The sequence below is a fragment of the Kribbella sp. CA-293567 genome (assembly GCF_027627575.1).
Classification (GTDB): Bacteria; Actinomycetota; Actinomycetes; order Propionibacteriales; family Kribbellaceae; genus Kribbella.
Map to the genome: position 1 here is coordinate 3,864,268 of NZ_CP114065.1, position 13,694 is coordinate 3,877,961.

Sequence of the window (13,694 nt, forward strand, 5' to 3'; positions counted from 1 at the left end):
AGGAGCGGCGTGGGAAGAGAAAGCGCCCGCCCAAGAGGAGCCAGGGCGGGCGCTTCGGTCATGCTCAGTTCAGGTCGAGACCCGGGTACAGCGGGTGCTTGTCGAGCAGTTCGGCGGAGGCGGCGCGGACCTTGTCGGCCACCCCGTCGGCGAGCACGTACTTCGCCTTGGACGGCGCGCCGGCCGCCGTGGTGGTCGGGGTGACGCTGGAAAGCACGTCAACCATCAGTTCCGCGACCTTGTCGAACTCGTCCCCGCCGAACCCGCGCGTGGTGAGCGCCGGCGTACCGATCCGGACGCCGGAGGTGTACCAGGCGCCGTTCGGGTCGCGCGGGATCGCGTTGCGGTTGGTGACGATGCCGGCGTCGAGCAGCGCCGACTCGGCCTGCCGGCCGGTGATCCCGTACGACGAGACGTCCAGCAGCACCAGGTGGTTCTCGGTGCCGTCGGTGACCAGCTTGACGCCGCGCTTCATCAGGCCCTCGGCCAGCGTGACCGCGTTGTCGGCGACGTTTTGCGCGTAGGTCTGGAACTCGGGGCGGCGGGCCTCGGCCAGCGCGACGGCCTTGGCTGCCATCACCTGGCTGAGCGGGCCACCGAGCACCATCGGGCAGCCGCGGTCGACGGCGTCGGCGTACTCCGGCTGGCACAGCACCATGCCACCGCGCGGGCCGCGGAGCGACTTGTGCGTGGTGGTGGTGGTGACGTGGGCGTGTGGCACCGGGTCGTAGTCGCCGGTGAAGACCTTGCCGGCCACGAGTCCGGCGAAGTGCGCCATGTCGACCATGAAGGTGGCGCCGACCTCGTCGGCGATCTCGCGCATCTTGGCGAAGTTCACCTTGCGCGGGTACGCCGAGTAGCCCGCGATCAGGATCAGCGGCTTGAACTCACGAGCGGTCGCGGCGACCTTGTCGTAGTCCAGCAGGCCGGTCTCGGGGTCGGTGCCGTAGGAGCTCTGGTGGAACATCTTGCCGGAGATGTTCGGCCGGAAGCCGTGGGTCAGGTGACCGCCGGCGTCCAGCGACATGCCGAGCATCTTCTGGTCGCCGAGCGCCTTGCGGAGCTTGGCCCAGTCCTCGTCGGAGAGGTCGTTGACGTGCTTGGCGCCGACCTCGGCGAGCGCGGGCGACTCGATCCGGTGCGCCAGGATCGCCCAGAAGGCGACCAGGTTCGCGTCGATGCCGGAGTGCGGCTGGACGTAGGCGTGCGGGGCGCCGAACAGCGCCTTGGCGTGGTCGGCGGCGGTCTGCTCGACGGTGTCGACGTTCTGGCAGCCGGCGTAGAAGCGGTGCCCGACGGTGCCCTCGGCGTACTTGTCCGAGAGCCAGTTGCCCATCGTCAGCAGGGTCGCGGGGGAGGCGTAGTTCTCACTCGCGATCAGCTTGAGCGAGGAGCGCTGGTCGGCCAGTTCGGCCCTGATCGCGCCGGCGATGGTGGGTTCCACCGCACCGATCACCTCGAGCGCGTTGCGGTACGCGGCCGACGCCGTCGCGGCGTCGGAGGGTTGAGTCATCTTCGTCTCTCTCCTGAGGTCGCACAGGGTTTCCCTGTGACAAGGTCGCGGCACCCAGGCGCACGGTGCCGGCGGTCTCTTCGCTCCCCGGTGGTCGATCCCACCTCAGCGCCAGTCGCGACTTGGTAACCCTAGCGTGTGCGGCGGGCGTCAGAGGATGCGGTCGAGGATCGGACCGTGCGGCGTGGTGCGCGGCAGCGTTCCGAACACCCCACCCCAGTCGCCGGCCAGCCGGGACGCGACGAACGCGTCGGCCACCTCGGGCGTCGAATGCCGGACCAGCAGCGATGCCTGCAGGCACGCGGCCATCCGGGCGGCCAGCCGCCGGGCACCCGCTTCGGCACCCTCCAGGTCAGAGAGCGCTTCCAGTACGTCGGTCACCGCCGCGTCCAGGCGATGATCGGCGCCTTGGGCGGCACCGACCTCCAGCAGCCAGGCTTCCAGCGACTCGGGACGGCGGAGCGCACGCAGTACGTCGAGGGCGTTGACCGTGCCGGAGCCTTCCCAGATCGAGTTCAGCGGAGACTCCCGGAACAACAGCGGGAGACCGCTCTCTTCGACGTACCCGTTGCCGCCGAGACACTCCAGCGCCTCGGCCACCGTGAACGACGTCCGTTTGCAGACCCAGAACTTGGCCAGCGGCAGCGCGATCCGACGGAACGCCGCAGCTTGCTGGTCCCCGGCCAGCGAGGCGTCGACCGCCGCGGCCAGACGCATCGAGAGAGCGGTTGCTGCCTCGCTCTCGATGGCGAGATCGGCCAGTACGTTCCGCATCGCGGGCTTGTCCTTCAGCAGGCTGCCGAACGCGCTGCGGTGTGCGGTGTGCCAGGTCGCCTCGACCAGCGCGCGACGCATCAACGCGGCCGACCCGAGCACGCAGTCGAGCCGAGTTGCGGCGACCATTTCGATGATCGTCCGGACGCCGGCCCCCTCGTCGCCGAGCCGATAGCCGATCGTGCCGTCGAACTCGACCTCGCTGGACGCGTTCGACCGGTTGCCGAGCTTGTCCTTCAACCGCTGCAGGGCAAACGCGTTGCGCTTGCCGTCGGCAAGGACCCGGGGAACGACGAAACAGGTCAGGCCGTCCGCAGCCTGGGCCAGGACGAGGAAGACGTCGACCTGTGGCGCGGAGCAGAACCACTTGTGCCCGTTGAGCAGGTACTCGCCGTCAGACCCGGTCGGGGTGGCGGTGGTGAGATTGGCCCGGACGTCGGAACCGCCCTGCTTCTCGGTCATTCCCATCCCGGCCAGGGCTCCCGCCTTCTCAGCAGCTGGCAGCCGGCGGGCGTCGTACTGCGTGGCGGCGAGTCGCGGGATCCACTCATCTGCGAGTTTCGGGTCCGCGCGGAGTGCCGGGACGGCGGCGTACGTCATGGAGATCGGGCAGCCGTGGCCCGGCTCGACCTGAGACCAGAGGTAGAAGCCGGCCGCGCGGGTGAGGTGTGGTGACTGTTGGTCACTGGTCCAAGGCGCTGCCTGAAGGCCGAATCCGACGGCCTTCTCCATCCAGCCAGTGCCACGACGGATGGAACTCGACCTCGTCGATCCGGTGACCGTAGCGGTCGTGCGTCCGCAGTACGGGGGAGTTCTGGTTGGCAGGCAGGGCCTGAGAGAGCGCTTCCTGGCTGCCGGCCAGTTCACCGATGGCAGTCAGGCCGGGATGGTCGTTCAGGTCAGCGAACGGACGCAGAGAGTCACCAAGTGCGGTGTCCCGCGTGAAGAAGTTCACCCCTTGCAGTGGGGGAGCCTGATTCGTTGCAGCGTTTGGGTCCGCCATGTCAGTACGGTAAGCGGTATGGCACGCTCTGGGTCCGAGACCTCCGTCTCATTCGTATGGGCCCGACGACTTCCCGGTACGACGTGGCGGCTGCTGACCCAGACGGTCGGCACCTGTCTGCGCTACCGGGTCACGGGTCTGGCCGCGGAGGCGGCGTTCTTCGCGATCCTGTCGCTGCCGCCGCTGATCTTCGGGCTGGCCGGCAGCATCGGTTTCATCGCGAACCAGTTCAACCTGGAGACGATCGAGGACGTCAAGATCCAGATCATCCAGCTGGCCGAGCGGGCACTGACCGCCGACTCGGTGCAGCAGGTGATCGTGCCGACGCTGGACGACGTTCTCGGCAGCGGTGGCCGGTTCGACGTGATCTCGATCGGTTTCCTGCTGGCCCTGTGGTCGGGCAGCCGCGCCCTCAACGTCTTCGTCGACACCATCACGATCATGTACGGGATGGGCGGCCGCCGCGGCATCGTCAAGACCCGGGCGCTGTCGTTCACCCTGTACTGCGTCGCGCTGATCATCGGCGTGATCGTGCTGCCGCTGGTGCTGGCTGGACCGAGCGCGGTCGACGCACTGCTGCCGGCTCGGGTGGACTTCCTGAATCAGCTGTACTGGCCCGTGGTCACGATCCTCTCGGCCGGCTTCCTGAACACGCTCTACCACCTGTCGGTGCCGGTCCGGACCCCGTGGGTGTCGGACCTGCCGGGCTCGTTCCTGGCGCTGTCGCTGTGGATCCTCGGAAGCTTCCTGCTGCGCTGGACGCTGCAGACCACCGTCGGCGGAACGTCGATCTACGGACCGCTGGCGGCACCGATCGCGGTGTTGCTGTGGCTGTACCTGACGGCGATCGCAGTACTGATCGGGGCCGCGCTGAACGCGGTGGTCGACCGAATGTGGCCGCACAAGGCGCGCAAAGACGCGGCGGACCTCTCCGAGCCGGTGATGAAGGCGGACTCGAAGGCCCACCACGAAGAAGACCAGGCGCCGGACGATGAACGCCCCGAGGTGAAGATGGCCAAGGCGATCGAAGCCCTCGGCCAGCCCAAACCACAGCAGCCTGACACCCCCGCAACACCCACCGACCCACCACCGGTCGACACCTCACCGAAGCCCCCACCGGCCAGCACGTCGCCCCAGTCCCCACGAGTCGAGACCTCACCGGCCGTCACCCCGCCGAAGACCACGACGTCCAGCGACCGCGCCGCCGCACCCGCATCGGGGCCGGCCAATTCCGTTGGCGGTGCACCCGCAACCCCAGCCACCACCACGCCGGCCACCCCGGCACCAGCACCAGCGGAACCATCCGCCTCACCCGGCGAAGAGCGACGGACACCAACCCCGGTAGGAAAACCCGGTGCGCCGCCCGACCCCGACGACCTACGCTGAACCCATCGCGACAGCGACCAAACCAAGGAAGGGAGATGACCCCGCATGACCTCTGATCAGGCCCTCGGGCCGCTGCTCTCCCGCTTCGTCCGTCCGCTGAGCTGAACTCGCGGCCGGACCTCCCGAAAGGTTCGTCGCACGATGTCAGCAGAACTCCGGGCCCTGGGCCTCGACACCCCAACGGCCGACTACCTCGCAACCCTCTCCGACGAGCTCGTACCGGGCCGAGTTGCCCGCGTCGACAAGGGACTCTCGACCGTCCTGACCGAAGACGGCCCGGTCCGCGCCAGCTGGTCCGGCGCAGTACTGGCCGCCATCGCCACCGACCCTCAGGCGACACCGTGCACCGGCGACTGGGTCGCCCTGCGGCAGTGGCCCGACGACCGAGTCACCATCGAGGCGGTCGCCCCACGCAGTACTGCGATCGTGCGGGCCGAAGTCGGCGGTAGTTCGCGCGGCCAAGTTCTGGCGTCCAACATCGACGTGGTCGCCGTCGTGGTCGGTCTGCACCCCGAGCCCAACATCGGCCGGATAGAGCGCTTCCTCGCCCTCGCTTGGGAGAGCGGCGCCCGGCCGGTCGTCGTACTGACCAAGGCCGACCTGGTGATCGACGCGGACACAGTCGCCGAGGACGTGGCGACTGCCGCCCCCGGTGCGGACGTACTGGTCTGCAGCGCGACGACAGGGGAGGGGCTGGAGGACGTCAGGGCGCTGCTGGACGGCGATGCGACCATGGCTCTCCTCGGTACGAGCGGAGCCGGCAAGTCGTCCTTGGTGAACGCGCTGGCCGGCGTGCAGCTCCTGGACGTTCAGGCGATCCGGGAGGACGGCAAAGGCCGGCACACGTCGGTACGCCGGGAGTTGATCGTGCTGCCCGGCGGGGGAGTCGTCATCGACACGCCAGGGCTGCGGGGGATCGGGCTGCAGGAGGCTGGCGGGGGACTGTCGGCTGCCTTCCCGGACGTGACCGCCCTGGCTGACCAGTGCCGCTTCAAGGACTGTGTGCACGTGACAGAGCCGGGCTGCGCAGTACGGCAGGCGCTGGACGACGGGACGCTGGCGGTCAGGCGGTACGAGAGCTGGGTGAGGTTGCAGCGCGAGGCGGCGTACATGGCTCGTCGCGCGGACAGCCGGCTGCAAGCCGAGGCCCGCAAGGCGTGGGTCCGGCAGACAAAGGACTACCGGCGGGACGTCAAACCCCGGCCGTGAGCCATTGGGCGCAGTGCAAGACTCGCTCTCATGGATCGTTCTGTCTTGGTGACCGGCGCCTCCCGCGGCATCGGCGCCGCCACCGCGAAAGCCTTCGCCGCTGAAGGCGACCGAGTCGCCGTCCACTACAGCTCCTCACCGGTCGCCGCCCAGGCAGTGCTGGACGCCTTGCCGGGGGAGGGACACGTCCTCGCCCACGCAGACCTGGCAGACCCGGCAGCCGTCCAGCGAATGGTCGACGACGCAGCTTCAGCTCTCGGCGGCCTCGACGTCCTGGTGAACAACGCCGGCGTCTACGGTCCCCACCCGATCCGTGAGACCTCCTACGAGGACTGGCAAGCAGCCTGGGCAGAAGCTCTCGGCGTGAACCTTCTCGGCCCCGCCAACACCGCGTGGTGCGCCATTCGCCACATGTCCCGAGGCGGCCGCATCGTCAACGTCTCCTCGCGCGGCGCCTTCCGAGGCGAACCCAACCAGCCGGCGTACGGCGCCAGCAAAGCAGCCCTGGTCTCCCTGACCCAGTCCCTGGCCAGATCCCTCGGCCCAGAAGGCATAGCCGTCACCGCCATAGCCCCCGGCTGGACCACCACCGACATGGCCGCAAAAGCGCTCTCCGGAGACGGCTACGACCGCAGACGCCTCGAAAGCCCCCTCGAACGAGTCGCCGCCCCCGAAGAAGTGGCAGCAGCAATCCTCTACCTGGCATCCCCCCAGGCCGAGTTCGCCACCGGCACAGTCCTGGACTTCAACGGAGGCTCCCACCTGAGGATGTAACCCCCTCAGACTCAACGCAACGCACAGCAAGCGAGCAAAACGCAAAGCTCAGCTCAGCCGGTCAGTCAACGGCCAAGCCCAGCACCAGCTGGTCAGCGAACCGCCCAACCCAATACCCACGGGTCAGCCGACCGCCCAGCCCAATCCCCGCCGGCCAGCGAACCGCCCAACCCAACCCCCACCGGTCAGCCGACCGCCCAGCCCAATCCCCGCCGGCCAGCGAACCGCCCAACCCAACCCCCGCAAAGGGGGTGCGGGTGGCGAAGCCCCCGCCCGCGGCAAGCGAAGCGCAGCCGCACAAACAACGAGAGCGACCCGCTCCGCCTACCTCTGGCGGACACAGATCGCTCATCGCTCTCGTGGACGATACTGGGATCGAACCAGTGACCTCTTCCGTGTCAGGGAAGCGCGCTACCGCTGCGCCAATCGTCCATATTCACAAGGGTGTTTCGAGGTGGAGACGGGATTCGAACCCGTGTACACGGCTTTGCAGGCCGTTGCCTCGCCTCTCGGCCACTCCACCACAGAGTCTCAGCCTACTGACCTGTACCGAGCGAACGACCGGGTTCGAACCGGCGACCTCAACCTTGGCAAGGTTGCGCTCTACCAACTGAGCTACGTTCGCATCGCTCCGAGCTGTTCGAACTTCTTCGACCTGCTCGGTGCGAGAGCAGAACAGTAGCGCACTTTTGGCGAAGTTCGAAATCAATAGCGGGCCGCTGCCGAGTCACCTACTTGAGCCCAGTTTCGACCCCACCAGTCCCACCCGTTTCACTAGTTCTCAAGTTGGCGAGACCTCTCTCAGGCCCCCACGAAGCAGCAAAATGTGAACAGCCGATCCACCAAGGAGGACCCAGCATGACCCTGCCGCCCCGCCCGCCCGACGTCCGCAAGGCCGACACCCTCCACCGCCTGCACACCGACGTCGACGCCTGGGTAGCCACCGCCTCAGCCGACGGTACGCCGTACCTGATGCCGCTGTCGTTCCTATGGACCGAGGAGACCCTCCTACTCTCCACCGCCCGCACCAACCCGACCAGCCTCAACCTCCAAGCGAGCCCCTGGTCCACCTGTCGATCGGAGAAACCCGCGACGTAGTACTGATCACCGGCACCGCGGAGCTGCTCGAAGAAGTCGCCACCGAAACAGGTGACGAGTTCGCGAAGAAGGCCGGCTTCGACCCCCGCCCCGCCGGCTACCCGTTCTTCAGAATCACGCCCACCAAAATCCAGGCATGGAGAGAGGTCAACGAACTCAAGACAAGAGACCTCATGACAGGAGGCAACTGGCTGGCCAGCTGACGTCAGCATCATCACTCACCACGAACAACCCGAGCCGCAGCCGGTCAGCCGACCACCCAGCCCAACCCCGCCGACCAGCCGACCGCCCAACCCAACCCCCGCCGGTCAGCGAACCGCCCAGCTCAACCCCCGCCGGTCAGCCGACCGCCTAGCCAGCCCCCGCAAAGGGGGGTGCGGGTGGCGAAGCCCCCGCCCGCGGCAAGCGAAGCGCAGCCGCACAAATGACGAGAGCGACCCGCTCCGCCTACCTCTGGCGGACACAGATCGCTCATCGCTCTCGTGGACGATACTGGGATCGAACCAGTGACCTCTTCCGTGTCAGGGAAGCGCGCTACCGCTGCGCCAATCGTCCAAGCTGGGTGCTGCTCAGTCAGGCTGTTTCGAGGTGGAGACGGGATTCGAACCCGTGTACACGGCTTTGCAGGCCGTTGCCTCGCCTCTCGGCCACTCCACCAATGAGAGGATGCTGGCCTACCGACTCCATGACCAAGAAAATGGCCCTCTCCGAGCGAACGACCGGGTTCGAACCGGCGACCTCAACCTTGGCAAGGTTGCGCTCTACCAACTGAGCTACGTTCGCGTTGCAACCGGGCTTTTCGTTCCCCTCGGTGCGAGAAGAACATTAGCGCACCTGCGCCGGAGTTCAAAAACGGGGGTCACCAGCCGGCCCACCAGTGGTCATCGGCCGGTCACTCACGGACGCCGTGACGGGCCCCGGAAACCCTGCGGCATAAGGTGTCTCCGGTTGGAAGGAGCACGCATGATCATCTGGCTGAACGGCGCTCTCGGCGACGAATCCGCCACCGTCTCGCCGCTGGACCACGGCCTGACCACGGGCGACGGGGTCTTCGAGACTCTGAAGATCGTGAACGGACAGCCGTTCGCGGTCACCCGGCATCTGAACCGCCTGGTCGTCTCGGCGACCGGCCTCGGCCTGCCGGAGCCCGACCTCGGACAGATCCGCGACGCGATCGCGACGGTCGTGAAGGCCGACCCGGACATCGAGTTCGGCCGGTTGCGGATCACCTACACCGGCGGTGTCTCGCCGCTGTCGTCGGACCGCGGTACGTCGGGCGCGACGCTGGTCATCGCGGCGGAGGCGATCGAGCGTCCAGCGCCGACCTCGGCCATCGTGACGGTGCCGTGGGTGCGGAACGAGCGCAGCGCGGTCGCCGGGCTCAAGACCACGTCGTACGCCGAGAACGTCCGCGCTCTCGCCTACGCCAAGGCGCGCGGCGGAAGTGAGGCGATCTTCGCCAACACGGTCGGCGACCTGTGCGAGGGCACCGGCACGAACATCTTCTGCGTCTTCGACGGCGAGCTCGTCACGCCGACCCTGCGGTCGGGTGCGCTGTCCGGCGTGACCCGCAATCTGGTGCTGGCCTGGTTCGGGGGAGTCGAGCGCGATGTGCCGTTGAGCCGGCTGGCCGAGGCGGATGAGATCTTCCTCACCTCGACCACGCGCGACGTCCAGGCGATCCACCGGGCGGACGACCGCGACCTCGCAGTACCGGGTGAGGTGACCGCGGCGGTGGCGAAGGTGTTCGCCGAGCGTTCGGCGGAGGATCTCGACCCTTAGGTCGCGCAGCAGTTCGTGGTGAAACGTCAGCGACCGGAGTCCTCGGACTCCGGTCGCTCTGTCGCTGCTACTCGCCTGCGGACTTGCGGCGCTCGCGGTAGGCCGCGACGTGCAGCCGGTTGCCGCAGGTGCGGGCGTCGCAGTACCGCTTGGAGCGGTTCCGCGACAGGTCGATCAGGGCGTCGTCGCAGTCCGGTGCCTCGCAGCGGCGCAGTCGTTCCCGCTCGCCGGCCGAGATCACTTGGGCGAGCGCGATCCCGCACTCGACGGTGATCCGGCACCGCAGCGACGAACCGTCCCGGGAGTAGTGGATGTGCCAGGGGTGACCGTCGTGGTTGGTCAGCCGGGGCGTGGTGGTGCCGCTCGCGACGATCGCGTTGATCATCGCGGCCGCTTCGGCGTCCGACGCGGTGGTGAACACCGGCGCGAACAGCGGCCGCAGTCCCCGCACGTCCTGCAGATCGGTCTCGGTCAGATGGCCCACCGCGCTGAACTCGCGGTCGTGGACGAACTTCTCCAGGTCCTCGAGCGTTTCCATCGTGTCGACCTGGCTGTTCGGCCCGGGCAGCGTGTTCACCAGCCGGACCAGCGTGCCGAGCGCGTGCTCGGTGTCGTGCGAAAAAGTCACAATCACGTCTCCAACGCGACGGGGTCTCCGTCTTGCAGCAAGAGTAGCCCGGCCCGATTCGTACGTCGCGGATCAATGCGCTATGGTTTCACCCGCAACACAGTACGGCGCAAGCAGATCCGGGCGATTGGCGCAGTGGTAGCGCGCTTCGTTCACACCGAAGAGGTCACTGGTTCGAACCCAGTATCGCCCACCCGAGATCCGAAGCCGGTTCCCCTGGGAACCGGCTTTTCGCGTACTACGCCCGCGCACCCGCCGCCACGGCTTTTCTGTCGGCCTAGGTATTGGTGGCTTCGAGGATGGCGTCCACCACTTCGGTGAGCGGTCGGGCGGTGTCGATCGCCGTGCCGGGTGGGAGGTCTTCCTTGGTGGCGTGCAGGCGGAGGATGTGTTGTTTCTGCTCGTCGGTGCCGCCCCAGTCGTCGGTGGCTCGGTCGGCCAGTCGTCGCTCGAGGGTTTCGGTGTCGACGTCCAGGACGAGTACCTGGTCGAAGACGGACAGGAACTTGGGGAAGTTTCTTGAGCCGCCGCAGAAGAAGGTGACTTCGTGGGTGGTGTCCGCGGCGAGTTCGCGGACCCGGTCGACGTCCCAGAGGTGGTTCTCGTGGCGGCCGGGGCCTTCGGTTCGGGCGCCGGTCTCGGGGTCGCCTTGGTAGGCGAGTTCGTTGTCGCCGTCGACGGCTTGGTAGCCGCGTCTGCGGAGTTCGCGGCAGACCGAGCTCTTGCCGGTGCCGGAGCCGCCTTCGACGAGGTAGTTGCGTTTCGCCATGGGGGCTGCCTTCAGTAGTGGCGGCGCAGCGTCGGCCAGAGTTGCGACCAAGGGGTCTTCGTGCCGGTGCAGAGGACGGTCGCTGTGCCTTGTTCTTCGTTGTCGGCGTCGATGCCGTTGTCCACCTTGCCGACTTGAGTGCAGTTGGTGAAGTGATTTTCGAAGGCGGGGTCGCGTTCCTGTTCCACCAGCAGGACTGGGCCGTCCTGCATGTCGCTGGGGCGGGACCAGTCGTGAAAGCTCATGTGGTTGGAGTAGGGCTTCGGAAGGCCGTGGGCCGGGCCGTACTGGAGGAGGGCGCCGGCCTGGCCGTAGTTGGTAGTGAGGATGACTGCACGGGCGCGCTGGTCGTCAGGCAGTTGCCGCCAAGCGTCCGCGACCGCACTAGTGAGTTCCGGCCAGCCGAGCTGCTCTCCTTGCTCCTTGTTGACTGGGAGGACGACGTTGACGGCTGAAGCCGGCAGTACCGGGAGGGTGAAGACCACTGAGGTCAGACCTGCCAGGACCAGCCCGCTAGCCAGCGCGACGCGGCGGCCAGTCGTGGTGAGCCAGTCGATGGTGGGCTGGGCCCCAGCGGCCAGTAGCACCAGAAGGAGCGGCAGGGCGTAGTACGACTTGCCACCAAGCGCCAGTACTACGGCGCACAGCACCGGGTAGGCGAGTGCAACCGGGCGAGCCCACTGGGTGCGCCAGAGACGACGGAAGCCCGCCACCCAGATGGGGACCAGGAACGGCGAGAGCTGCAGGATCTGCAGCGGGATGAACATGACCCGGTTCTCGGTGCCGTCGTCCTCACTGATGCCGCCGGCCACTGTCAGCTGGGGCCAGTCGTGGGTGGCCTGCCAGATCAGATTGGGCGCGGCGATCAAGGCGGCGAGCGCGACGCCGGCGGGTAGCCACCAGGTTCGCAGTACCGAGCGGGGGCCTGTGATCAGTACCGCGATCAGCAGGGCAGCTAGCGGCAGCACCACGAGGTACTTGTTCTGCAGGGCGATGCCCGTGGCCAGACCTAGTGCGACCCACCAGCGAGGGTTGCCGGTGCGGAGGAGCCTGACGGCCAGCAGGAAGATGACCATCCACGCGAGCAGGTCGTACGTCGCGGTGGAGGCCAGGTGCCCGACGCCCAGCAGAAAGCCGGAGACAGCGGCGCAAACGGCCGCCAGGAGCTGAGCTCGGCGATCCGCGGAGAACTCCCGGGCGATCAAGGCGACCACGACCACGGTGGCCGCGCTGGTGAGGGTGGAGATGACGCGCACGCCCATCGGGGTCTCGCCGAAGACGGCTGTCGAGAGGCGGACCAGCAGCGGTGTCAGCGGAGGCTGATCGATGTAGCCCCAGGCGAGGTGGTCGGCTGCCGCGAGGAAGTACAGCTCGTCGCGGTGGAAGCCGTAGCGGCCGGACAGCACCGTCAGAACCACTGCCAGTACCGCCGCGACACCGATCACCGGCCGGGTCGCGAATCCCACCCCAGGACGCTCCATGGCGGCATGTTGTCAGTCCGCGACCGTCCCGGAAAGGCCTTCGAACGTGGTAGCGGTCCGGCAGCGGCAGGTCGCTTGCCTGAGCGGCACTGGACTGGTTTGGTATACCAACTCGGTCGAGCGGAAGGGGAACGGTGGAGTCGCTGTACGAGCGGATCAGCACGCACGTGCTCGAGGAGATCCGCAGCGGCGTGCTCGGACCGGGGGACCGGGTGGCGTCCGAGATGGAGCTGGCGGCGCAGTTCGAGGTCAGCCGGATCACGTCCAAGCGGGCCTTGGAGGTACTGCGGGAAGCCGGGCTGATCGAGCGGATCCGCGGCAAGGGCTCGTTCGTGGTGAAGCATCTGCCGGATCTGGAGGGCGTGACCACGCCGCTCAAGGGCGCACTACGGCCTGCTCGCCGCGGCAACGTCCCTGGGACGATCGCCCTTCTCATACCGGATGTCTCGGAGGCCTACGGGCTGGAGTTGCTGCAGTCGATCGAGGAGAGCAGCGCGGCGGCGGGCGCGAACCTGATCGTACGGCGTACGCGCGGCCGCCAGGCGGACGAGGAACAGGCAGTCGAGTCGCTGGTCGCGTCCGGCGAGGTGGACGGACTGATCGTCTTCCCGGTGCACGGCGACTTCTACAACGCGAGTCTGCTGCGCCAGGTGCTGGACGGGTTCCCGATTGTCCTGGTCGACCGGCACCTGTCCGGCATTCCGGTGTCCGCCGTGCACACCGACAACGTGGCCGCCTCCCGTGCCCTGACCCAACGTCTGCTCGATCGCGGGCACCGGCAGATCGCCTTCGTTTCTCCGCCACCGTTGAACACCTCGAGTATCGAGGACCGGCTGGAAGGCTTCCGGTCGGCCTTCGCCGAGCAGAAGCCTGGCAGCTATCACGCACATCACCTGACGGAGTTGCGCAGTACGCTGCCCGGCTCGTTCACGCCGGAGAGCGTTCGCTCGGACCTCGAACTGATCCGCGCCTTCCGGCACCGTTTCCCCGGCGTCACCGCGTTCGTGGCCTGCGAGTACAACCTGGCCCGGATGCTGGACCGGGCACTCGGCCGGCCGCGTGAGCTGGTGATCAGCTGTTTCGACTCACCGGGCGACCCAATTGCCGGTCCGCCGTTCCTGCACGTCCGGCAGAACCAGCGCGAGATGGGCCGGCAGGCCGTCGACCTGTTGCTCGCCCAGTTGCGCGGCGAGTCGGTGCCGAAGGTCTCACTGGTCCCGTTCGAGCTGGTCGATGCCGATCGCAACGGAACCTGACTTTCGGCAGTACTGCGGGGA

At 67.7% G+C, this 13,694-nt stretch carries 10 protein-coding genes, 7 tRNA genes, 1 pseudogene and 1 riboswitch; of the genes and pseudogenes, 7 read left to right on the forward strand and 11 right to left on the reverse strand.

The annotated features are described in order from the left end of the window. Window positions 1–64: 64 nt before the first annotated feature. Together OX958_RS17735 and OX958_RS17740 are read right to left on the reverse strand one after the other, a co-directional pair. The gene (locus OX958_RS17735) at window positions 65–1,513 is read right to left on the reverse strand and encodes a glycine hydroxymethyltransferase (protein ID WP_270129848.1); all 1,449 of its coding nucleotides are present in this window, start codon (window positions 1,511–1,513) and stop codon (window positions 65–67) included. A 45-nt stretch (window positions 1,514–1,558) separates the two neighbouring features. After that, window positions 1,559–1,642: riboswitch (ZMP/ZTP riboswitch) on the reverse strand. A 21-nt stretch (window positions 1,643–1,663) separates the two neighbouring features. Beyond that, a pseudogene (locus OX958_RS17740) lies at window positions 1,664–3,290 on the reverse strand (acyl-CoA dehydrogenase family protein). Between the two features lie 18 nt (window positions 3,291–3,308). On the opposite strand from OX958_RS17740, the gene OX958_RS17745 reads away from it, so the two are divergent. The 3 genes from OX958_RS17745 (at window position 3,309) to OX958_RS17755 (ending at window position 6,659) form a co-directional block, all read left to right on the forward strand. Continuing rightward, entirely contained in the window at window positions 3,309–4,676 is a 1,368-nt protein-coding gene (locus tag OX958_RS17745) for a YhjD/YihY/BrkB family envelope integrity protein (protein WP_270129849.1), read from the forward strand. 141 nt (window positions 4,677–4,817) lie between these two features. Further along, window positions 4,818–5,885 carry a ribosome small subunit-dependent GTPase A gene (gene rsgA, locus OX958_RS17750; RefSeq protein WP_270129850.1) on the forward strand — a complete coding sequence of 356 codons (1,068 nt, stop codon included), beginning with the start codon at window positions 4,818–4,820 and terminating at the stop codon, window positions 5,883–5,885. Between the two features lie 30 nt (window positions 5,886–5,915). Beyond that, a complete protein-coding gene (locus OX958_RS17755; protein WP_270129852.1) occupies window positions 5,916–6,659 on the forward strand; it encodes an SDR family NAD(P)-dependent oxidoreductase in 744 nt (247 codons plus the stop codon). A gap of 360 nt (window positions 6,660–7,019) precedes the next feature. Here the strand turns inward: OX958_RS17755 and OX958_RS17760 are convergent. The 3 genes from OX958_RS17760 to OX958_RS17770 all read right to left on the reverse strand — a co-directional run bounded on the left by OX958_RS17760 (window position 7,020) and on the right by OX958_RS17770 (window position 7,284). Further along, window positions 7,020–7,091 (reverse strand) — tRNA-Val (locus OX958_RS17760). A 20-nt stretch (window positions 7,092–7,111) separates the two neighbouring features. After that, window positions 7,112–7,182: transfer RNA gene (locus OX958_RS17765), tRNA-Cys, on the reverse strand. Window positions 7,183–7,211: 29 nt separating this feature from the next. Beyond that, window positions 7,212–7,284, reverse strand: a tRNA-Gly gene (locus tag OX958_RS17770). Window positions 7,285–7,517: 233 nt separating this feature from the next. On the opposite strand from OX958_RS17770, the gene OX958_RS17775 reads away from it, so the two are divergent. Then, entirely contained in the window at window positions 7,518–7,757 is a 240-nt protein-coding gene (locus tag OX958_RS17775) for a hypothetical protein (RefSeq protein ID WP_270129854.1), read from the forward strand. Between the two features lie 483 nt (window positions 7,758–8,240). Here OX958_RS17775 and OX958_RS17780 read toward each other — a convergent pair. The 3 genes from OX958_RS17780 to OX958_RS17790 form a co-directional block, all read right to left on the reverse strand. Next, a tRNA-Val gene (locus OX958_RS17780) sits at window positions 8,241–8,312 on the reverse strand. A gap of 31 nt (window positions 8,313–8,343) precedes the next feature. Next, a tRNA-Cys gene (locus OX958_RS17785) sits at window positions 8,344–8,414 on the reverse strand. A gap of 53 nt (window positions 8,415–8,467) precedes the next feature. Continuing rightward, a tRNA-Gly gene (locus tag OX958_RS17790) sits at window positions 8,468–8,540 on the reverse strand. Between the two features lie 180 nt (window positions 8,541–8,720). Between OX958_RS17790 and OX958_RS17795 the strand changes: the two genes are divergently transcribed. Continuing rightward, complete coding sequence (locus tag OX958_RS17795) at window positions 8,721–9,539, forward strand: aminotransferase class IV (protein ID WP_270129855.1); 819 nt, start codon at window positions 8,721–8,723, stop codon at window positions 9,537–9,539. A 67-nt stretch (window positions 9,540–9,606) separates the two neighbouring features. Here the strand turns inward: OX958_RS17795 and OX958_RS17800 are convergent, their stop codons facing one another. Then, window positions 9,607–10,167 carry a CGNR zinc finger domain-containing protein gene (locus tag OX958_RS17800; RefSeq protein ID WP_270129856.1) on the reverse strand — a complete coding sequence of 187 codons (561 nt, stop codon included), beginning with the start codon at window positions 10,165–10,167 and terminating at the stop codon, window positions 9,607–9,609. Window positions 10,168–10,288: 121 nt separating this feature from the next. Between OX958_RS17800 and OX958_RS17805 the strand changes: the two genes are divergently transcribed. Next, window positions 10,289–10,360: transfer RNA gene (locus OX958_RS17805), tRNA-Val, on the forward strand. Between the two features lie 84 nt (window positions 10,361–10,444). Here the strand turns inward: OX958_RS17805 and OX958_RS17810 are convergent. Continuing rightward, window positions 10,445–10,936 carry an AAA family ATPase gene (locus OX958_RS17810; protein ID WP_270129857.1) on the reverse strand — a complete coding sequence of 164 codons (492 nt, stop codon included), beginning with the start codon at window positions 10,934–10,936 and terminating at the stop codon, window positions 10,445–10,447. 11 nt (window positions 10,937–10,947) lie between these two features. Further along, the gene (locus OX958_RS17815; RefSeq protein ID WP_270129858.1) at window positions 10,948–12,417 is read right to left on the reverse strand and encodes an ArnT family glycosyltransferase; all 1,470 of its coding nucleotides are present in this window, start codon (window positions 12,415–12,417) and stop codon (window positions 10,948–10,950) included. A 134-nt stretch (window positions 12,418–12,551) separates the two neighbouring features. On the opposite strand from OX958_RS17815, the gene OX958_RS17820 reads away from it, so the two are divergent. After that, window positions 12,552–13,673, forward strand: coding sequence for a GntR family transcriptional regulator (locus OX958_RS17820; RefSeq protein WP_270129859.1), 1,122 nt, complete (start codon window positions 12,552–12,554; stop codon window positions 13,671–13,673). Window positions 13,674–13,694: the final 21 nt, after the last annotated feature.